The 19,386-nt window shown below is 66.9% G+C and carries 18 protein-coding genes; 5 read left to right on the forward strand and 13 right to left on the reverse strand.

Going from position 1 to position 19,386, the window contains the following annotated elements; translation table 11 throughout:
• The first annotated feature begins 190 nt into the window (after positions 1–190).
• Complete coding sequence (locus KK7_RS0113455) at positions 191–592, forward strand: hypothetical protein (protein WP_010545165.1); 402 nt, start codon at positions 191–193, stop codon at positions 590–592.
• Positions 593–989: 397 nt separating this feature from the next.
• Here KK7_RS0113455 and KK7_RS0113460 read toward each other — a convergent pair whose 3' ends face one another.
• From KK7_RS0113460 to KK7_RS0113490, 7 genes are all read right to left on the reverse strand, one after another.
• Positions 990–1,655, reverse strand: coding sequence for a flagellar hook assembly protein FlgD (locus KK7_RS0113460; protein WP_010545166.1), 666 nt, complete (start codon positions 1,653–1,655; stop codon positions 990–992).
• Between the two features lie 9 nt (positions 1,656–1,664).
• Positions 1,665–3,140 carry a flagellar hook-length control protein FliK gene (locus tag KK7_RS0113465; protein ID WP_010545167.1) on the reverse strand — a complete coding sequence of 492 codons (1,476 nt, stop codon included), beginning with the start codon at positions 3,138–3,140 and terminating at the stop codon, positions 1,665–1,667.
• 78 nt (positions 3,141–3,218) lie between these two features.
• Entirely contained in the window at positions 3,219–5,300 is a 2,082-nt protein-coding gene (flhA, locus tag KK7_RS0113470; RefSeq protein WP_010545168.1) for a flagellar biosynthesis protein FlhA, read from the reverse strand.
• 26 nt (positions 5,301–5,326) lie between these two features.
• Positions 5,327–6,658, reverse strand: coding sequence for a sigma-54-dependent transcriptional regulator (locus KK7_RS0113475; protein ID WP_010545169.1), 1,332 nt, complete (start codon positions 6,656–6,658; stop codon positions 5,327–5,329).
• Entirely contained in the window at positions 6,658–7,017 is a 360-nt protein-coding gene (gene fliN, locus KK7_RS0113480; RefSeq protein ID WP_010545170.1) for a flagellar motor switch protein FliN, read from the reverse strand. Before fliN ends, KK7_RS0113475 begins: the two co-directional genes overlap by 1 nt.
• A gap of 11 nt (positions 7,018–7,028) precedes the next feature.
• Positions 7,029–8,633, reverse strand: coding sequence for a flagellar basal-body MS-ring/collar protein FliF (gene fliF / locus KK7_RS0113485; RefSeq protein WP_010545171.1), 1,605 nt, complete (start codon positions 8,631–8,633; stop codon positions 7,029–7,031).
• 142 nt (positions 8,634–8,775) lie between these two features.
• Complete coding sequence (locus tag KK7_RS0113490; RefSeq protein WP_010545172.1) at positions 8,776–9,672, reverse strand: hypothetical protein; 897 nt, start codon at positions 9,670–9,672, stop codon at positions 8,776–8,778.
• Positions 9,673–9,785: 113 nt separating this feature from the next.
• Here KK7_RS0113490 and KK7_RS0113495 point away from each other — a divergent pair, with 113 nt between their 5' ends.
• The gene (locus tag KK7_RS0113495; RefSeq protein ID WP_010545173.1) at positions 9,786–10,742 is read left to right on the forward strand and encodes an IS481 family transposase; all 957 of its coding nucleotides are present in this window, start codon (positions 9,786–9,788) and stop codon (positions 10,740–10,742) included.
• A gap of 157 nt (positions 10,743–10,899) precedes the next feature.
• On the opposite strand, the gene KK7_RS0113500 is transcribed toward KK7_RS0113495, so the two are convergent.
• Together KK7_RS0113500 and fliG are read right to left on the reverse strand one after the other, a co-directional pair.
• Positions 10,900–11,547: a FliH/SctL family protein gene (locus KK7_RS0113500; protein WP_010545174.1), complete on the reverse strand. Its 648-nt coding sequence runs from the start codon at positions 11,545–11,547 to the stop codon at positions 10,900–10,902.
• A gap of 13 nt (positions 11,548–11,560) precedes the next feature.
• Positions 11,561–12,595: a flagellar motor switch protein FliG gene (gene fliG / locus KK7_RS0113505; protein ID WP_010545175.1), complete on the reverse strand. Its 1,035-nt coding sequence runs from the start codon at positions 12,593–12,595 to the stop codon at positions 11,561–11,563.
• Positions 12,596–12,686: 91 nt separating this feature from the next.
• Between fliG and KK7_RS0113510 the strand changes: the two genes are divergently transcribed.
• Both KK7_RS0113510 and KK7_RS0113515 read left to right on the forward strand, forming a co-directional pair.
• Positions 12,687–15,470 carry an autotransporter outer membrane beta-barrel domain-containing protein gene (locus KK7_RS0113510; protein ID WP_010545176.1) on the forward strand — a complete coding sequence of 928 codons (2,784 nt, stop codon included), beginning with the start codon at positions 12,687–12,689 and terminating at the stop codon, positions 15,468–15,470.
• Between the two features lie 3 nt (positions 15,471–15,473).
• The gene (locus tag KK7_RS0113515; protein WP_010545177.1) at positions 15,474–15,893 is read left to right on the forward strand and encodes a flagellar basal body protein; all 420 of its coding nucleotides are present in this window, start codon (positions 15,474–15,476) and stop codon (positions 15,891–15,893) included.
• Positions 15,894–16,188: 295 nt separating this feature from the next.
• On the opposite strand, the gene KK7_RS21570 is transcribed toward KK7_RS0113515, so the two are convergent.
• From KK7_RS21570 to KK7_RS0113540, 4 genes are all read right to left on the reverse strand, one after another.
• The gene (locus tag KK7_RS21570) at positions 16,189–16,710 is read right to left on the reverse strand and encodes a PEPxxWA-CTERM sorting domain-containing protein (RefSeq protein ID WP_010545178.1); all 522 of its coding nucleotides are present in this window, start codon (positions 16,708–16,710) and stop codon (positions 16,189–16,191) included.
• Between the two features lie 281 nt (positions 16,711–16,991).
• On the reverse strand, positions 16,992–17,417 hold the full coding sequence (locus KK7_RS0113530) for a hypothetical protein (RefSeq protein ID WP_010545179.1): 426 nt from the start codon (positions 17,415–17,417) through the stop codon (positions 16,992–16,994).
• A complete protein-coding gene (locus KK7_RS0113535; protein ID WP_010545180.1) occupies positions 17,414–17,722 on the reverse strand; it encodes a rod-binding protein in 309 nt (102 codons plus the stop codon). The genes KK7_RS0113530 and KK7_RS0113535 overlap by 4 nt, the downstream gene beginning before the upstream one ends.
• Complete coding sequence (locus KK7_RS0113540) at positions 17,722–18,825, reverse strand: flagellar basal body P-ring protein FlgI (protein ID WP_010545181.1); 1,104 nt, start codon at positions 18,823–18,825, stop codon at positions 17,722–17,724. Before KK7_RS0113540 ends, KK7_RS0113535 begins: the two co-directional genes overlap by 1 nt.
• Before the next feature lie 84 nt (positions 18,826–18,909).
• Here KK7_RS0113540 and KK7_RS0113545 point away from each other — a divergent pair, with 84 nt between their 5' ends.
• Positions 18,910–19,326, forward strand: a complete 417-nt coding sequence (locus tag KK7_RS0113545) for a flagellar assembly protein FliX (RefSeq protein ID WP_010545182.1) — start codon at positions 18,910–18,912, stop codon at positions 19,324–19,326.
• The last annotated feature ends 60 nt before the right edge of the window (positions 19,327–19,386 follow it).

A 19,386-nucleotide genomic window follows, 5' to 3' on the forward strand; every position in this document is an offset into this window, starting at 1 on the left:
CTGTCGATCGCCAACCAGGCGCCGCAGACCATCACCTCGCTGTTCCGCTAAGAGCCCAAGGCCCAACCCTGGGGGCCGAAGGCTTGAAGGGGCCGGGATGGTTCGCCATCCCGGCCCTCTTTTTTGCCTGCGCCCGGCGTGCGGGCTATGGTTACCGCTTCTATAATGAGGGAAAGTGGGAGAGCCGGCATTGTTTCCGCGGATTCGTGAAATCACCGATGCCTTTGGCGGTCGCCTGCGCGTGAGCGTCGAGGAGCATCCTGCGGGTGCGCTGGTGGTGCTGGAACGGCCCGATCTCGGCGGGCGCCCGCGTATCCTGCTCGACGGGTACGGCGTGGACGTGCTCGCCGGTTACATCATGTCGGCGCGTCTCTCGGTGCCCCAGGGCCTGCCGGACGAGCATGTCGACGGCATGTTCAGCACCCGCTTCCGGCTCGAGCTCGATCCCAGTGCGGCCCTGGTGCTCAGCCAGGAGACGACCGCGGACCTCGAGATTGCCGCGCCCTTCTGGGACCGGCTCTATGCCGAACTGTGCATCGTCGCAGCGCATGCTCGCGAACTGACCCGCCGCGCCGAGGCGCGCGTTCACTGAGCGCCTGACGGGGCGCCGCATCCCATAGCATCGGAAACGGGTTGGCACCGCTTCTTCGCGATAGGCAGGGCGTACAGCTCCGCAGCAGCCTTGTGGTGCGCTAGGGGCGGGGACCGTCCATGTCGGGGAAGGGGAGCGTGTTTCTCGATCGCGCGTCTTCGCATGCGCTCCAAATGCGAGCGGCAGGCCAGTTGGGGGGAACTGGCCTGCCGCTGTGCCGGGCGGGGGGCCCGGCAAATTGGGGAGCGCGAGGATCGTGAGGGGATCGGAACGTCCTCGCTGCTCCTGCTCTAGTTATATCGCAAATCGGGAAGATAGAGAAACGAATCCGCCTTGTTCTCGCTACAGGATTTGTACCTAGGCTGGATCCCTTAAGCGTTGTTACGGTGGTAATCGATTATTTTGCGATGCGCAGGATCATGCTGGTAGGATATTGGGCACCGTTTACCGAAACCACGGGCGAACCATTGATCATCTGTACGTCATCAACCTTGCCGACTGCCTTTGCGGTCGTCGTGATCTTTGCACCTGCCTCAGTCGTGCCGGTCAGCTGGAGCTGATACAGACCGCTGGTGAGCTTCCGGCCGCTATTGGTGCTGCCGTCCCAGCTGAAGTTGCCCGAGGTGCCGTTGACCTTCAGCTCGAAGGTGTCGACCTTGTTGCCCTTCTCGTCGAGGATTGTCGCGGTCAGCCCGCTGATCGCGTTGGGCGCGCTCCAGTCCCACTGCGCCGGCGTCGCGGCGCTGAGGCCGGCCTTGTCGGAATCGAGCTGTACCGGCTGGCCGATCATCGTCGAACTGCTGGTCAGCGAGTTCATGTTGAGGCTCGACAGGATCGAGTTCAGCGTCTTGGTCTGCGTGATCGACTGCTCGACCTGCGAATACTGGACCAGCTGCTGCGTGTACTGGGTGCTGTCCATCGGGCTCAGGGGATCCTGGTTCTGCATCTGCGTGGTGAGCAGCTTGAGGAACAGGTTATAGTCCGCGGTGAGCTTGGACGAGGCCGCGTCGGCGGCACCCTGCGCAGCGCTGGCCGGGCCGGTGGCGGAAGAAACGAGGGTCATGCGCTACTCCTAGGCGATGAGGTCGACCTGGCCGTCGCTGCGTACCGAGCGATAGGCCGCGGCCGGGATTTCGGGTTCGTCCTGGAACCGCTGGTTGCCGCTGCGCGACTGCTGCTGCTGGAAGCCGGACTGGCTGCCGGTATTGCTGCCGGTGCCGCTGTCGCGGTTCTCGAAGCGGAAGCTGCCGGCATCGTTGCGGATGCCGGCCTGATCCAGCGCTCGGCCGAGATCGGGCGCGTCCTGGCGGAGCAGGTCGAGCGTGTGCTGGCTCTCCGCCCGCATGGTTGCCTGCATGCGGCCCGTGTCGTCGAACGCCAGCGTCACTTCCACGCGGCCCAGTTCCGCCGGGTTTAGGCGGACACGGAGCGTGTCCTCGCCGGCATCGACTGTGCGTGCGATCTCGACGCCGAGGCTGCGGCCGAGTTCACCCGGACGCGCGTGGAGGACCGGTTCGGTGGCTGCCGGGGTGGCGGTGACGGGCTTGGCGGCTTCAAAGGCAGCGGAAGTCGGCAGCGGCTGACCAGGGAAGGCGCGCGTGTCGGCGCTGGCGAGCTGCTGGCCGAAGCCCTGCTGGCCGCCATCGTTCGCAGCGCCGCTATCGGCATGGCTGCCGCCACCATGACCGGAGATGGCGCGGGCAAGATCGGCGGTCTTCTCGGCGGTGGAGGGCGCGGGGGTGCCGTCGGTGGTGGCCGCGGCTTCGATCTGGGTCGCGCGGATCGCGGCCGGGCGTTCGCTCTTGTCTTCAGGGGCGGGCGCCGCAGCGTTCTGCGCGGCGGGGCCCGCCGTCGCTATCGGCTGCGGCACGGCGATCGGCTGCTGCGGAGACGCGGCGGCGAGATCCGCTGGGTTCGGCAGCGCCTCGTCGGAGGTCGTAGCGCGGACCGGCTTGGCGTTGCCCTTGGCGGGAGCGCCCTGGCGCGGCAGCGCTGCCGCTGCGGGCTGCTGCTCGGCTGCGGGCTTCGGATCCAGGGCGAGCATCGTGCCGTTGGCCGTGGTGATGCCGGCAACCGGCTTGGCGTTCGCATCAGCAGGGACCGGAACCGTCGCTTCGGGCATGGACCCCGCGGCAAGGGGCGTGGGTCCGGTCGCGGCGAATGCGCCCAAAATCGTCGAAGGGGCGTCTAAGGCATCGGGCGCCGGGGTCTGGACGGGCGCGTTTGCGCCGCGCTCCGCCGCAGCGACCGGCTTGGCCAGTGCCTTGGCGATCGCATCGGCGAGCGGGTTGCCCCCGGTCGCAACCGGGGGCGAAACCGCCGCCGGTGCCGCGGTCGCGAGCAGCGGCGTCGTGGTGTTCGCGGTCAGGAGTGGCGGCTGCGCAGTACCCAGGGCCGGCAGGCCGCTACCGGCAGATGCCAGGCCTTGTCGCGGGGTGCCCGCCGGCCCGATCAGGCCGGCAAATCCGCTCGCGGCGGCGGTAGCATCGGCGTTGCCGCCCTGTGAGGCGGGGGCAGCGAAGGGGGAGCCGATGTTTGTGACGTTCATGCAGTCGCCTCATGCGCGGGGCCGAAACGCAGCCCTTCCAGACCATTATAGAGTGATCGCCGAAACGATCGTGCGAGATCAGCCAATTACCCCCAGCGCGCGGATACGCGCGCGGGCGTGGATTTCGTTCTGCGACAGCACCACCGTCGCCGGCCGCACGCGCTCGATGATCGAGCGGACGAACGGGCGGATCGACGGGCTGGTGAGCAGGCAGGGGATTTCGCCGTCCTGCGCCAGCCGGTCATAGGTCTCGCGCACCGCGCCGATGAATTGCTGGAGCGCGGAGGGCGCCATCGCTAGCTGGCGATCGTCGCCGGTGCCGAGGATGCTGTCGGCAAAGGCCTGGTCCCAGTCGGCCGAAAGCGTCACCACCGGGATAGCGTCGCCGCGCGCCTGTGCCGCGCTGATCTGGCGCGCGAGGCGGCTGCGGACATGCTCGGTGATGTAGGTGAGGTTGCTGCTGAGCGGCGCCGATTCCGCGATGCCTTCGAGGATCGTCGGAATGTCGCGGATCGAGATGCCCTCGGCCAGCAGGTTCTGCAGGATGCGCTGCACGCCCGAGATCGAGACCTTCGAGGGGATGATGTCCGCCACCAGCTTTTCCGCGTCCTTGTGCACTTCGGTCAGCAGCTTCTGCGTCTCGGTATAGGAAAGCAGATCGGCGATATTGTCCTTCACCAGCTCGGTCAGGTGCGTCGCGATGATCGTGCCGCAATCGACCACGGTGAGGCCGCGGAAGCCGGCTTCGTCGCGCAGTTCGCGATCGATCCACAAAGCGGGCAGGCCGAACACCGGCTCCTTGGTCAGCTCGCCCGGCAGGCCGACCGGGCCGCCGCCGGGATTGATCAGCAGCAGCTTTTCCAGCCGGATGTCGCCGCGTGCCGCCTCGGTCTCCTTGATCGAGATGACATATTCGTTCGGCTTCAGCCCCATATTGTCGATGATCCGCACCGAGGGCAGCACGAAACCGAACTCGGTCGCCATCTGCCGGCGCAGCGCGCGCACCTGATCGTCCAGTCGCGGTTCGCGCGTATCGTCGTTGATCATCGGCAGCAGCGCGTAGCCGATCTCGACGCGCACCGCGTCGATCGCCAGCGTCTGCGAGATCGGCTGCTCGACGGCCTGCGCCTGGGCGACTTCCTGCGCCGCCTGCAGGCGCTCCCGGGCTTCCTTGGCACGGGCGCGCTTGGACATTTCCCAGGCGACCCAGCCCGAAAGCCCCGAAAAGGCGGCGAACGGGACGAAGGGCAGGCCCGGCATCAGCGCCAGCGCGCCCATCAGGAACGCCACCATGCCGAACGCCTTGGGATAGCGGCCGAGCTGGTCGCCCAGCGCGGCGCCGGTCTTGCCGGCCACGCCGCCCTTCGAGACGAGCAGGCCCGCCGCGGTCGACACGATCAACGCGGGGATCTGGCTGACCAGGCCGTCGCCGGCGGTGAGCACGGTATAGGTGCGGAAGGCCTCGGCCACCGGCACGCCGTGCTCGATCACGCCGATGCCCAGGCCGACGACGATGTTGATCGCGGTGATCAGCAGGCCGGCGATCGCATCGCCCTTCACGAACTTCGAGGCACCGTCCATCGCGCCGTAGAAGCCGCTTTCGGCCTCCACCTCGGCGCGGCGCGCCTTGGCCTGTTCCTCGTTGATCATGCCGGCGGAAAGATCGGCGTCGATCGCCATCTGCTTGCCGGGCATGGAATCGAGGCTGAAGCGCGCGGCGACTTCGGCGATGCGGCCGGCGCCCTTGGTGATGACGACGAAGTTGATCACCACCAGGATCATGAAGATGGTGAGGCCGATGACGGTCTCGCCGCCCATCAGGAATTCGCCGAACGCGCCGATCACGCCGCCGGCGGCATCGGGCCCTTCATGGCCGTGGCCCAGGATCAGGCGCGTCGAGGCGAGGTTGAGGCCCAGCCGCAGCATCGTCGCGATCAGCAGGATCGTCGGGAAGGCGCTGAGTTCCAGCGGCTTCTCGATGAACAGCGCGGTCATCAGGATCATCACCGAAATGGTGATGGACAGGGCCAGGCCCATGTCGAGCAGCCAGCCCGGCATCGGCAGGATCAGCATCGCGATGATCGCGATCACGCCGCCGGCCAGCGCCATGTCGCGGTTGGCGCCGATGCGTTGCAGCAGGTTCAGGACGGCGGGGGGCATAAGCGGTTACCGGGTCGCTGGAAGGATCAGGGCGCAGGCGAGACGGCGATGCCCGCCTCGATGAAACTGCGCAGCTTGTTGCGCATCGTCCGCACCGAAATGCCGAGGATGTTCGACGCCGAGGTGCGATTGCCGTGGCAGCGCTCCAGCGTCTGGAGGATCAGCTCGCGCTCCACCTCTTCCACGGTGCGCCCGACCAGGCTGTTGATGTCGAGCGAATTGGCATCGGCGTTGAGATCGGCGAGCGGGGTGCCGTCGGCACGCACCAGATCGCCCGGCATGATCGCGGCGCCGCGCCCGAGCAGGATGGCGCGGTGCACCGTCTCGTCCAGCTCGCGGATGTTGCCCGGCCAGCTGTAGCGCTGGAGCAGCGCCAGCGCCTCGTCGGTGAAGGCGCGGGCGGGCACGCCGTCCACTTCGGCATGGCGCTTGGCGAAATAGCGGGCGAGGGCGAGAATGTCTTCGCCGCGGGCGCGCAAGGGCGGCACCTCGACGCGCACCAGCCCCAGCCGCACCAGCAGATCGGCGCGGAAGGTGCCGCTGTCGACCAGCGCGTCGAGGTTGAGGCTCGACGTGGCGATCAGCCGCGCGTGGAAGGGGATCAGTTCGTTGCCGGCGAGGCGGCGGAATTGCTGCTTCTGGAGTACGTCGTGCAGCTTGGCCTGCAGCGCGGGCGAGAGCATGCCCACTTCGCGGAGCAGCACGGTGCCGTGACCGGCCTTTTCCAACCGGCCGATGCGGCGGGCGACGGCGCCGGGAAACGCGCCGGCCTCGTGGCCGAACAGCTCGGATTCGAGCACGTCGGGCGCGACGCCGGCGCATTCGGCGACCAGCATCGGCTGCGGCCGGCCCGAGGCATCGTGCACCGCACGCGCCATCATCTCCTTGCCGCTGCCCTTCTCGCCCGTGATCAGCACCGGGGCGCCGCTGGGGGCGACACCGGCGGCCAGCGACAGCGCGCGGGCGAGCGCGGGATGGCCGCCGATCCAGGCGGGCGCCTTGCGCTCGACGACCGAGGCGATGGCGGCGGCGATCAGCTCGCGCTGCGGGGGGAGGGGCACATAGTCGCGGGCACCGGCGCGGATCGCCGCCACCGCGCGCTCTGCGGGGGCATCGATGCCGCAGGCGAGCACCGCGATGGTGAAGCGTTCGCTGCGGATGCTCGCCATGAAGCCGGCGATGTCCGCCTCGACGTCGATCATCACCAGGTCGGCGCCGCCCTGGCGCAGCTGGATCAGGCCGTCGCCTGGGGTGTCGGCCATCGCCACTTCGGCGCCGGCGCTGCGCGCCAGCTCGGCCGCGAGGCGGAACTCGCTGCCGGGTGCGCCGATCAGGAGCATGCGGATCGCGCTGTTCATCAGCGATCCGGCCGCACGATTTCGGTGAGCGTAACGCCCAGCGCGTTATCGATCAGGACGACTTCGCCGCGCGCGATCAGCCGATCGTTGACGAAGATGTCCACCGGCTCGCCGACCCGGCGATCCAGTTCGAGCACCGTGCCCGAGCTGAGCGCGAGCAGATCGCCGATCGGCATCCGCGCGCGGCCGAGCACCGCCTGCACCTTGACCGGAACGTCGTGCACCGCTTCCAGGCCCGCCGCGGCGGCATGGGGATCGGGCGTGCTGCCGGGCAGCTCGAAATCCTCGAAATCGGGGGCGGGGGCCGGCTGGGGCTCGGGGCCGTCCGACGGGATGATGTCGTGGGGATCGATCGTCATCTGCTAAAATCCTATGCGTTCATCCACTGGCGGATCACCGAGGCCGCCTCGGGCGGGCTCGCGGCGATGGCCGAGCCGATCCGCTTAAGCGCGGACAGCTTGATCCGCCCATCCACCTGGGCGAGGGCGATTTCCTGATCGAGCAGGGCGGTTTCGGTAGCGCCCATGTTTTCCAGCTGCTGGATCGCTTCCGGGTCGCCGTCGGCGGCGCGCTCGGTCAGCAGCCGTACCTCTGCCGCCTGCTGCTGCGCTTCGAGCTGGGTCATCTCCGGCTCGATCGGCAGCGGCTCGGGCTTGGGCTTGAGCATGCGCAGTGCGAGCAGGCCGACACCGGCGATCAGGGCGAGCTGGAGGAAGGTCCAGATCTTGTCCATCGGCAGTTTCGAGAAGATGCTCTCCTTGGTCTCGTCCACCGGAACGGCCGAGAAGGGCATGCTTTCCACCACCACGCTGTCGCCGCGCTGGGTGTCGATACCGGCGGCATTCTCCACCAGCCGCTGCAGGCGCTGGATCTGGTCGGCCGGCAGGCCCTTGGGTCCGCCATCGACCATCACCGCGATGGTGAGGCGGGTGACCTTGCCCGGCGCGCGGACGGTGATCGTGCGGGTCGAGCTGTTCGAATAGGTCGTGTCTTCCGACGTCTGGTTGCTGGCCGACTGGCGGGAGCTGCCGGGCGCGGCGGGGTTGGCCCGGGCATCGGGCAGCTGGTTGGCGACCGACGTGGTCTGCGGACCCGCATCGCTTTCCTTGTTCTGGTCGCCGGTCTCGACGCTCACCTGGCGCGCGACGACCTGCTTGTCGGGATCGAACACGTTCGATTCCTCGCGGGTCTGGTCCCGGTCGATCTGGGCGGAAACCTCGGCGCGGACCTTGCCCTCGCCGACGATCGGCTGGAGCAGCGCCTCGATCTCGTCGCGCAGCTTGGCCTCGACCGCCTGCTGGCGCTCGTCGGCATCGGCGGCGCCGGCGGTGTCGGGGTCGCCCGCGCGGGCGAGCAGCGCGCCGGTCTGGTCGACGACCGAAACGGCGTCGGGCGACAGCTCGGGGACCGAGGAGGAGACGAGGTAGCGGATCGAGGCGATCTGCTCCGATCCCATATGGCCCTTGGTCTTCACCGTCACCGCGGCGGTCGCCTTGCGGCTTTCGTTCGCGAACATCGCGCGCTCGGGCATCACGATATGGACGCGCGCGGCGGTGACGTTCTGGATCGTCTGGATCGACTTGGCGAGCTCGCCTTCGATGGCGCGGGTCTCGTTCATCTTGGCGCGGCTGGCGGAGACGCCGAAGGGCTGTTCCTCGTCCAGCACCTCATAGCCGATCTTGCCGCCCAGCTTCTCGCTGGCCATGCTCATCCGCAGTTCGGCGAGCTTCTCCTCCGGCGCCATGATCGCGGTACCGTCGGCGGAGAGGGTATAGGGGACGTTCTGGGCCTTCAGTTTCTCGGTGATCGTCGAGGCCGCGGCGGGATCGAGATCGGTGTAGAGATAGCCCATGTTCGACTTGGAGCTGCTCATCGCCACCACGGTGAGCGCCGCGAGCAGCGCGAACGCCACGCCGCCCATCATCGCGAGCCGCTTGGTGCCGAGTTGCGTCACCAGATTCTTGATCGCTTCCAAAGCCGCCCCATGCACTAGCTACGGGGCGCGGAATGCCCCTGGTTGTTAGCTTTATAGAAAGGGCTTGGGACGGCAGTTTCTGCCGGGTGGGAATTTTTTGCCTAGCGGGGTTGGGGCAGGGTAACCCGACTGGGCCTGCCGCTCAGCCGCAGGCCCAGTCGAACCGGAGATCGCGAATGTCGAGCTGGGCGTTGCCGCCGCCGAAATTATAGCCCCCCAGGCCTTCTTCGAATTCGATGTAGAAGGGGCTGAAGTCGGGCATCGCCTGGCAGGGGCGCATGGTGCCGCCCAGATGATTATAGGCATGGTCCTTCAGCCAGGGCTGTTCCTTCCAGCTGCCGTCCTCCGCCGTGATATAGGGGGATCGATAGCCGTTGTCGGCATCCACATTATCCCATGTTTCCTTGGGCGCGATGCCGGCATTGGGATCCTGGGCGCGGGGGAGCAGCCGCAACGCGCGGTGGATCGACCAGGGATCGGACGAATCCTCGAACGCCGATCGACCGACAAATTGCTCATGCGTGGCAGCCGAGCCGATGGCGAGCCAGTCCGGCGGTGTCGCATCATGCTGTTCGGGTGGCAGCACAGGCACCGGCGGCCGGCAGAGCGGCCCGTCATATTCCGCCTGGGTCAGCAGGACCGCCGCATAGGCGTAGTCCAGAATGTCGCGCATCCGGTGAAGCCGCGGATGCGCACTGCTTGCGCGTTCCCACCAGGAGGTGAGGGCCGGATCTTCGGGAGGAACCACGCCGGGCGCGTCGATCAGCGCGGAGACCGCCTCGTTCCAGGCTAGGGCGCCGCCGTCATTCGCATCTGCCGGCGTGGCGAAGAAGGCCAGCGCCACCACATCCGGGCCGTGGACGCGATAGTCCTCGGGCAGCAGCAAGGTGAAACCGTGGACCAGCGGATGGCCGGTGACCGGATCAAGCGGCCATTGTTCGGGCGCAATGCCGGGCGGAAGGCCATAGCACCAGCCATGCTCTCGGCGATCCGGATCGCCGGTGCGCCACGAACCGATATCGATATCATAAGCTTGCATGAATGCGCATGCCTCCGGAAACCGGCCTAGATGTGAGCTCTCAGGAGGTTGTTCATCCGGCGTGACCGGGCAAGACTGATGTTGCGACACGTCAGCCTACGAGGACCGACCGGATGAACATCCACAGGAATGCCCGAACCACGCCGTACAGTCGAGCCGAGATCGTCCGGCGCGTCCTGATCCTGCACGAGACCCCAAGCGCGGTCGCGACCGCGCTTGGGGTCTCGTGTCGAACCGTCGCCAAGTGGCTGGCGCGCTACCGGGCCGAGGGCAAGGCCGGTCTTGTCGATCGTAGTTCGCGTCCCCGGCGAATACCGCGGGCCACCGCCGCCGATCTCGTCGACCAGGTCATCGCCGCCCGTCGCCAGCGGCTTTGCGGCAAGCAGATCGCCGCCATGCTGCGGCTCTCGCCGGCCACCGTCAGTCGCATCCTGCGCAAGGCGCGACTGAGCCGCGCACGCGACCTCGACCCACCCGAGCCCGTCCGCCGCTACGAACGCGACCATCCCGGCGAGCTCATCCACATCGACATCAAGAAGCTCGGTCGTTTCGACCGGGTCGGCCATCGCATCACCGGCGACAGGACCGGCCAGTCGAACGCCAGGGGCATCGGATGGGAGTTCGTTCACGTCGCCATCGACGACAACTCGCGCCTCGCCTTCAGTCAGGTGCTCGCCAACGAAAAGAAGGAAAGCGCCGTTGCCTTCCTCCACGCCGCCCTTGCCTACTATCGAAGCCTCGGCATCACCGTCACCCGCGTCATGACCGATAACGGCGCCTGCTACAAAAGCTGCGCCTTCCGCGATGCCTGCAAGGCATTGGGCCTCAAGCACATCCGCACCAGACCCTACACCCCCAAGACCAACGGCAAGGCAGAACGCTTCATCCAGACGTCACTGCGCGAGTGGGCCTATGCCCGCGCATACCCGACCTCCGAGCACCGCAAGGACGCTCTCGAACCCTGGCTCCACAACTACAATTGGCATCGCCCACATGGCAGCCTACAGTCACAACCACCCATCAGTCGGCTCGGCCATAACGAGAACAACCTGTTGAGGCTCCACAACTAGGTTTTCGATCGCGGCATTTTCCAAGTCGTTGACCGTAAACGGACAGCTTGAAAATGCTCTAGGCCGGCCCGGAAGGCGCGTCATCCCATGGCGCTGCGCGACCGGGATGAGTGGTTGCAAAGCGGCGATGTGCCGACCGGCACCTGTCGCCGCCGCCTCAATGGAGCAGCAGGCTCTCCAGCTCGGCCGCCACGGCGTCGCGCCGGGCCTGGGCGTTGAGGGCCAGGCCGCCTTCGTCCCAGTTGATCAGCGCGTCGCCCATCGCCAGCGTCGCGTCCGGCGCGACGGTGAGGCTGAGCTTGCGACGATCCCGCGACTGGCGGTCGGCGATCTTGGCCTCGATGTCTTCCACCAGATCGGGGTGGACGCGCACCTGCAGCTCGGTGCCGCGCGCGACCTGGCCGAGCACCCGGCCGATCGCCGCGTCGATCGCATCGCCGGGGGCACGCTCGATCGCGCGCGCGGCGATATGGTCGGCAGCGGCGAGGGCGACTTCGGTCGCCTCGCTGGTCACCCGCTCGGCGATTTCGGTGAACTGGGCGTCGATCACCTCGATGCTGGCATGCAGCGCATCGACCGCGCTGAGCAGCGCGACCTCGCGCTCGCTGCGGGCCTGGGCCAGCCCGGCCTCGAAGCCTTCGGCGCGCGCCTTGTCGATCACCGCCTGCTGGTCCGCCTTGAGCAGCGCGATTTCGGCGCGAAGTGCTGCGAGTTCGATCAGCGCGTCCTCGTCGACCAGCTTCTTTTCGGAAGCGGGCGCCGAAAAGACGCGGTCGAAGGCGAAACGCTCGACATGGATGCTCATGCGGCCATGCTCCTCAGATAATCATCGCATCGTCGGACTTGGGATCGACCAGCAGGATCTCGCCGCGATCGGCAAGGTCCTTGGCCAGGCGGACGAGGCTCGACTGTGCCTCTTCGCAATCCCGTGCGCGCACCGGCCCCATGCCGGCCATGTCCTCGCGCATCAGCTTGGCAGCGCGCTCGGTCATCGCATTGAAGAACATCTGCTTCAGCTGATCCGGGGCACCCTTCAGGGCCAGCGCCATCTCGCGCTTGTCGGCGTTGCGGACGATCGCGGCAATTGCCGGCGGCAGCAGGTTGGCAAGATCCTCGAAGGTGAACATGAGGGCGCGGATGCGCTCGGCGCTTTCGGGCGCCTTGGCATCGAGCGCGGTGAGCATCGCTTCCTCGGTCGAGCGATCGAGCGAGTTGAACAGTTCCGCCATGCTCTCGTGCGGATCGCGCTTCTGCGAGCGGGAGAGGTTGGTCATGAACTCGGTCTTCAGCGTCTGCTCGACCTGGTTGATCACTTCCTTCTGCACCGTGTCCATGCGGAGCATGCGCATGATGACGTCGACGGCGAATTCGCGCGGCAGCTCGGCCAGCACGCGCGCGGCATGGTCGGGGCGCAGCTTCGACAGGATGACGGCGACGGTCTGCGGATATTCCTGCTTGAGCGCACCGGCCAGCACGGTTTCGGACACGTTGGACAGTTTGTCCCACATCGTCCGGCCCGAGGGACCGCGGATATCCTCCATGATCTCCTTCACCTTGTCGTTCGGCAGGATGCCGGCGAGCAGGCGTTCGGTCGTCTCGTAGCTGCCGTGAAGCGAGGCCATGCTCGCCACTTCGCCGGTGAACTGGACGAGCAGATATTCCACGACCGCGCTGGGAATGCGGCCCAGGCTTGCGATGGTCGAGGAGAGCTCCTTGATCTCGTCGGTGGAGAGCTGGTCCCAGATCGGCGCGCCATGCTCCTTGCCGAGGGCAAGCATCAGCGCAGCCGCGCGCTGCGGTCCGGAGAATTTCTTCAGTTCGGGTGGTTCACCCACCGTGGCGACAGAAGCCATGCTCATCCCTGCAGAAAATGGTCCCGCGCGCACCGCAAAGGGCGCGCTTCCCTCTATTATAGAGTTGTTAGGGGAAGGGACGGATCGGACGATGGTTAATTTTTCTGCAAACCTGATCGGGCTGAGCGTGCTCACCGGACAGAACGCCTTTACCTCCGCGAGCTTCGCGCCGGTGACCGTCGAGAGCAGGGCGGTGCGTACCGCCAAGTCCCAGTTCAACCTGGCCCCGACCACGCCGCCCTGGAGGGCGACGACGACCAGCACCTCCGCCACGTCGCAGCTCAACGCGATCCTGGCCGCGCGGACGCTGCTCACCCCCGAAACCGAGGATAGCGACGGCAATGCGCTGCCGGCGGATGTGAGGACCACGTTCACCGCCTACAAGACGCTCGACAAGCTGCGGGTGCTCGCAGAGGCCGCGACCAACACCACCACGTCCGACGCGCAGCGCGGCCAATATCAGAAGATCTTCGCCAAGGGCCTGTCCGACCTGCAGAACTATCTGGTCAATGCTCCCAACGACAAGGTCGATCTCGCCTTCGGCAAGCCCAGCACCACCGTTACGTCCTCCCAGCTGAAGTCCGCCAGCCAGTTCGAGACGCGGGGCACGCCGCTGGTCGCCAAGGGCGACGATCCGCTGCCCGGGCTGACCGGCAACGAGCAGTTCCAGGTGACCCTTACCCGCCCGGGGCTGACGCAGAGCTTCACCATCGACCTGGCGCAAGGCCCGCAGCCGCCGACGCTGAAGTCGGTCACCGACGCGCTCAATGCGCAGATCAGCTCGCAGCTGGTGTACAATGACGACGGCTCGGTGCGCACCGATGCCAAGGGCAATCCGGTGACGCGCTGGCTCGCCCGGTTCCAGCCGGAATTCGCCAACGGCAAATGGAGCATGAAGCTCACCACCGCCGACGGGCTGGAGCAGGTGAGCCTCGACCAGGTCAATGCCCGCGACGCGCTGGTGGTGGCGACCGGCCAGACCGCGCTGGATGCGCCGACGGCGACGCAGGTGTTCCGCCTCAACGATCCCGCGGGCACGGGCTCGCGCACGGCGCTGGGCACCATCCAGGCGCTCGATCGATTTGCCACCGCGCAGAATGTCGCCGCGAACAAGACCACCACCGTCACCACCACCACGGTGGACATCGACGGCAAGGTGAAGACCAACAAGACGACGACCAGCAACGTCTACGCCAACACCGATTCGGCCGCGGTCGTCACCGACGCGCAGGGCTTCAGCTATGTCGTCGGCACCACCAAGGGCGATCTGGGCGCCAATCTTTCGGACGGCGACAACAACCTGTTCCTCACCAAGATGGACAGCGCCGGCAAGGTGGTGTGGCAGCGCAATCTGGGCGCGGCGGGCGCCGCGACCGGCGCCGCGGTTTCGATCGCGCCCGATGGCGGCGTGGTCGTCGCCGGCACGGTGACCGGCAATTTCAACGGCATCACCGCGGACGGCGACATGGTCGTCGCGAAATATGCCGCGAACGGCGACGAGCAGTTCTCCACCGTGGTCAGCTCGATCGGCACCGATACCGCGCAGGCGATGACGGTGGGTGCCGACGGATCGGTGTTCGTTGCCGGTCGCGCCGCCAACAAGGATGGCGGTGACGCGATGGTCACGCGCATCGATGCCAGTGGTCGCGTCGCCGAGCGCCGCCGGATCGACAGCGGCGGCAGCGACACGATCACCGGCCTCGCGATCGACAACGACGGCAATTTGCTCGCGCTGGCCACCCGGAACGGCACGGCGAGCGTGATGAAGATGCAGGCGAGTGCGCTGACCAACGATCTGGGCAGCATCAGCCTGGGTGTCGCCGATGCGCGCGTGATCGCGGTAGCCGCCGACGGCTCGATCGCCGTGGGAGGGGCGACCGACGCGGCGATCCCGGGCGCGCAGGTGAACGGCACGAGCGGCGGACGCGACGGGTTCGTCACCCGGATCGACGCGGCGTTCACCGGCGCCAGCACTACCTATATCGGCACCGGCGCGGACGATCAGGTCGACAGCCTCGCCTTCATGAACGGCGACCTCTATGTCGGCGGGCGCACCACCGGCAATCTCGGCGCAACGCGGCGCGGCCCGGTCGACGGCTTTGTCAGCCGGCTCGACGCCGCGACCGGCGCGATCGCCAGCACCACCCAGTTCGGCCAGGCGCTGCTCCGCACCGAGCCGGTGCGCGTCGCGGCCGCCAAGGGCGGCGACACGGCGGTATCCGCACTCGGCTTCGGCCGGGGCACGATCAATCCGCCCGTCTCCGACAAGGTGACGACCCAGACGACGCTGCGCCCAGGCGACTTCTTCTCGATCAAGGCGGACGATTCTGCCGTCCGCAAGGTCACGATCGAGAAGGGCGACACGCTGAAGACGATCGCCGATCGGATCCAGGGGATGATCGGCGCCTCGAAGGGTACGGTAACGGCAACCTCGGTCAACGGCGTGCAGTCGCTGCGGATCACGATGAAGCCCGGGCGCGAGCTGCAGCTGCTGGCGGGCAACGAGGGCAGCGACGCGCTGGCCAAGCTGGGCATCGAGCCGCAACGCATCACCGCGCAGGCCATCGTATCTTCGTCGGCGCCCAAGGTGCGGCCCGGCGGCACCTTCGGCATGGACCTCACCGAGGCGCTGAGCCTGTCGTCCGCCGACCAGGCCAAGGTCGCGCTCGGCAAGATAAAAGATGCGATCTCGATGACGCAGACCGCCTATCGTTCTCTATATTGGGACGATGCCAAGGCGCTGCTGGTCGACGGCGCCAAGCTTTCGACGAAGAAAGGCACCGGCTCGATCGCGGTCGAGCAGGCGCAGCTCAAAAATTATCAGGCGGCGCTGTCGCGGCTCTCGGCCGGCATCCCCGCCGGCACGGGATTCTGATCCATGTCCGACATGCCTTCGATCTTTTCCGCGATCCAGCTGCGTATGCAGAACCTGTCGCAGCGCCAGCAGGTGATCGCGCAGAACCTCGCCAACAGCGAGACCCCGGGCTACAAGGCCCGCGACGTTTCCGAGCCGAATTTCGGCGACCTGCTGCAAGGGGCGGGGGGCATGAACGTCGCCCGGCCGCGCGTCGAACTCACCGGTGCGATGAAGAACCTGGGCGCCCGCCAGCCGATGGGCAGCGGGCTGGTGTTCGACAAGGACGTGAGCGAGACCAAGCCGGACGGCAACAATGTCACGCTCGAAGACCAGCTGCTCAAGATGGGCAAGGTCCAGGCGGATTTCACCGCGATGACCAACATCTACCGCAAGCAGATGCTGATGCTGAAGACGGCGGTGGGCAAGGGCGGCAGCGGCTGATCTGCCCGCCATCAGGTGCCGGGAAAGGAAAAGGGCCGCGGATGCATCCGCGGCCCTTTTCGCGCATGCGGAAAGCCGGAATCACGTGAGCACGCCCCGCTCCGGGCGGCGGCGAAGCAGAACGCGGTCGGCGATGCCGAGGCCGCCAATCACCAAGCCCCATGCGGCCGGCTTCGGAATCGACAAAGGTATCGAGCCGGGCGCTGGTAGGGGCGGCCGAAAGCCCCATCAGGCATGCCCAAAGAAAAAGGCCGCGAGCAAGCTCGCGGCCTCAATCATCTACGCTGCGGAACGATCAGGCGATCGCGACGCGCACGTTGCGGCGGCGACGCATCGAAGCGCCGGCCATTGCGAAGCCACCGATCATCAGGCCCCAGGCAGCCGGTTCCGGCACCGCCGCGAAGCTGTAGCTCGACGAGAAGGCGAGGCGCTGATTGGCCGTGTTGCTCGCCGTGTACGAGAAATTGTACACACCCGCGCTGTTCACCGCGAAGGTGTAGAGCTGGCCCGCCAGCGGATTGGTGATCGTCGTGGCGCCGAAAACCAGCCGCGTGAAGGTCAGGCCCGTGCCGCCTGCCGTCAGGCTGATTTCGAACGTGCCGGCCGTCGGCAGCGTGATCTGGAACGAGGACGTGGCCGTCCGCGGCGTCGCGACCGAACCGCGGTTCACGGAGCTACCGGCGAAGCCGGTGTCGTCGACGAAGCTGCAGCTCGTCGATGCGTTGCAGACGATCGTTGCGGCGCTTGCCGTGCCGGTTACAAACTGCGCACCGGCGAGCATCGCCGCGCCAGCCAAGATTGCATTGAAACGCTTCATGTCACACACCTCCCTCAAGCTTCATCCAGCCGTTAGGGGCGGCCCGGTGAAATCGGACCAAGATAAGATCGCTCCCATACGCGCTGTCAGGTTTATTTATACCTTACCGCGCTAGATTTACCAGCCGTTAGTCAAGATAAAGATGTGCAATAAAAAATCATGCAAAATCAACGCTTAGGGGTGGATTTCTGGATAAGTAGAACCTTCGCCGCGGCCTGAAATGAGACAGGTCTTACCGCATCGCAGCGCCAACCCAACCCCGTAACGATTCGAAAATACCTTCATAAACGTGCATTTACGGAGATCGGCGCTGGTGCTTCGATGCCGGCAATGCCGCCACAGGCGCTGTAGGTGGTGCTGCGGCTGCCCGTCAGGCGTTGTGCTTCTGCAGCAATCGCAGCCATCATTTCGGCAGACAATTCTATCTGACGCGAAAGTATTCGCGAGTTGACGATAGAGGCGTCGCGCAGCGAGCGACTTGCCTCGGACAGTGTATCGCGCGTTTCTTCGTCCAGCGTCTCCAGCCAGTCTTCCGGGTTCTCGCGCTTCAGCCGCGCGACCTCCGCCTCGATCCGGCCGGCGAGGCGCAGCTTGGCATTGGCGATCTCGCCCAGTTCGGGGATGTAGGGCGAGCGGGACAGCCGCTCGCTTTCCTCCTCCATCAGGGCGGTGAGGGATACCATCGCGTCGACGAGCTGCGTGATCATTGCTGTCCTTGCTGAAGCTTGAGGATCTGGTCGAGTACGTGTGGGGCCAGGCCGATGCCGCCGCGGCGCGCCATTTCGGCCCCCAGCTTTTCGGCGAGTACGCCGCGGAAGATCTCTTCGCCGTTGCCGCCGCCGAACTGCTCGTCCTGCTGGACGCTCTGCAGCATCAGCTGCGTCATCTGGCCAAGAAAAACGCTTTCGAATTCCTGCGCGGTCTTGGCGTTTTTCGGGTCCACCTTCGGCAGCGGCTTGGCTGGGGTAGACGCCCCGGCAGCAGCGGCGGGGAGCGGGGGGATGTCGTTCATCACTGCACCTCGATTTCGGCCTGGAGTGCGCCGGCGGTCTTGATCGCCTGCAGGATGGTGATCAGGTCGCGCGGCGATACACCGAGGGTGTTGAGCCCGCTCACCAGCGCCTTGAGCGACGGGCCGTTGATCACGGCCAGGCTTGCGCCGTTGCCGTCGTTCACCTGCACCTGGGTGCGCGGCACCACCGTCGTCTGGCCCTGCGAGAAGGGCGCGGGCTGCGACACCTGCGGCGCCTCGGTGACCGAGATGGTGAGGCCGCCCTGCGCGATCGCGACCGGCGTGATCCGCACGTCGCTGTTCATCACCACCGTGCCCGAAGCTTCGTTGATGACGACCTTTGCCGGCTGGTCCACCTTCACTTCCAGGTCGCCGACCTGGGTCACGAGGTCGATCACAGACCCGGCGAACTGGCTCGACGGGCGGACTTCGACCGTGGCGGGATCGAGCATCTGCGCGGCGCCCGGATAGCGGCCGTTGATCGCGCGGGCGATCCGGTCGGCGGTGCTGAAATCCGGGTTCTTGAGCGCGAGCTTGAGGCTGTTCGCCGAGCGCAGTTGATAGGGCACCTCGCGCTCGACGATCGCCCCGCCGGCGATCCGGGCGGAGGTCGTCACGCCGCGGCTGACGTTCGCCGCCGCCCCCTGCGCGCGGAAGCCGGACACCGCCACCGGTCCCTGCGCCACCGCATAGATCTCGCCGTCCAGCGCGCGCAGCGACGAGGCGATCAGCGTGCCGCCCTGCAGGCTGGTCGCGTCGCCAAGGGCGGAGACCTGCACGTCGATCCGCGAGCCGGCGCGCGAGAAGGGGGGCATGGTCGCGGTGATCGAGACGGCGGCGACGTTCTGCGTGCGCATCTGCGTGCCGCGGATGTTCACCCCCATCCGCTCGAGCATCGACTGCATCGATTCCTCGGTAAAGGGGGCGTTGCGGATACGGTCGCCGGTGCCGGCGAGGCCGACCACGAGCCCATAGCCTACCAGCTGGTTCTCGCGGACATTCTCGACGTCGACGATGTCCTTGATCCGAGTCTGGGCCATCGCCTGGGGTGCGCCGACGAAGGCCAGCGCGAGCGCCAGGAACGATGCGGAGAGACGATACATAAACCTCTCGGGCCAAGTGGAAAATTAACGCTACTCGTCTTATAGGAAGAGGAGAGCCAATACGGCTTGAGAGGGCCTGATTTCGTGCGTATCGACAGCCTGACACCGATGATGGCGCGCAACCTGCTGGCGGCGCTCCCGAAGTCCGTGTCCGGCTATGCCAGTCCGGCGGGCGAGCAGCCCGCGCCGCCCACGCCGCCGCTGGCGGTGCCCGGCGCGGTGCCGGCGACGAGCGTGCAGGCGCTGGTGGCGATCGCGGTCAACAATCCGGTCGCCGAGCGTCGCCGCAAGCAGGCCCGCGATGCCGAACGCGGCATCGATGCGCTCGACCGGCTGCACAAGGAACTCGTGGCCGGCACGCCCAACGTCGCCCGGCTGCGCGAGATCGCCGCCTGGTCGCAGACCATTTCGACGCCGGAGGAACCGACGCTGGCCGAACTGATGCGCGACATCGATCTGCGCGTGCGCGTGGAACTGGCCAAGCTCGACATCCAGGTCTGACCTGATCCGGCCGCGATCGCCGACGTTGCGCGTCGCGCCGTTCCCTTATTGAGCCGCTTT

It is taken from the genome of Sphingomonas elodea ATCC 31461 (genome assembly GCF_000226955.1).
GTDB classification, from domain to species: domain Bacteria; phylum Pseudomonadota; class Alphaproteobacteria; order Sphingomonadales; family Sphingomonadaceae; genus Sphingomonas; species Sphingomonas elodea.

Coding starts and splice junctions, on each gene's coding strand:
- KK7_RS0113460 (WP_010545166.1), bottom strand. CDS start 1,655: ATGACCCTCGTTTCTTCCGCCACCGGCCCGGCCAGCGCTGCGCAGGGT.
- fliN (WP_010545170.1), bottom strand. CDS start 7,017: ATGACGATCGATCCCCACGACATCATCCCGTCGGACGGCCCCGAGCCC.
- KK7_RS0113465 (WP_010545167.1), bottom strand. CDS start 3,140: ATGAACGTCACAAACATCGGCTCCCCCTTCGCTGCCCCCGCCTCACAG.
- KK7_RS0113535 (WP_010545180.1), bottom strand. CDS start 17,722: ATGAACGACATCCCCCCGCTCCCCGCCGCTGCTGCCGGGGCGTCTACC.
- KK7_RS0113475 (WP_010545169.1), bottom strand. CDS start 6,658: ATGAACAGCGCGATCCGCATGCTCCTGATCGGCGCACCCGGCAGCGAG.
- KK7_RS0113510 (WP_010545176.1), top strand. CDS start 12,687: ATGGTTAATTTTTCTGCAAACCTGATCGGGCTGAGCGTGCTCACCGGA.
- KK7_RS0113495 (WP_010545173.1), top strand. CDS start 9,786: ATGAACATCCACAGGAATGCCCGAACCACGCCGTACAGTCGAGCCGAG.
- KK7_RS0113490 (WP_010545172.1), bottom strand. CDS start 9,672: ATGCAAGCTTATGATATCGATATCGGTTCGTGGCGCACCGGCGATCCG.
- KK7_RS0113515 (WP_010545177.1), top strand. CDS start 15,474: ATGTCCGACATGCCTTCGATCTTTTCCGCGATCCAGCTGCGTATGCAG.
- KK7_RS21570 (WP_010545178.1), bottom strand. CDS start 16,710: ATGAAGCGTTTCAATGCAATCTTGGCTGGCGCGGCGATGCTCGCCGGT.
- KK7_RS0113500 (WP_010545174.1), bottom strand. CDS start 11,547: ATGAGCATCCATGTCGAGCGTTTCGCCTTCGACCGCGTCTTTTCGGCG.
- KK7_RS0113530 (WP_010545179.1), bottom strand. CDS start 17,417: ATGATCACGCAGCTCGTCGACGCGATGGTATCCCTCACCGCCCTGATG.
- fliG (WP_010545175.1), bottom strand. CDS start 12,595: ATGGCTTCTGTCGCCACGGTGGGTGAACCACCCGAACTGAAGAAATTC.
- KK7_RS0113540 (WP_010545181.1), bottom strand. CDS start 18,825: ATGTATCGTCTCTCCGCATCGTTCCTGGCGCTCGCGCTGGCCTTCGTC.
- flhA (WP_010545168.1), bottom strand. CDS start 5,300: ATGCCCCCCGCCGTCCTGAACCTGCTGCAACGCATCGGCGCCAACCGC.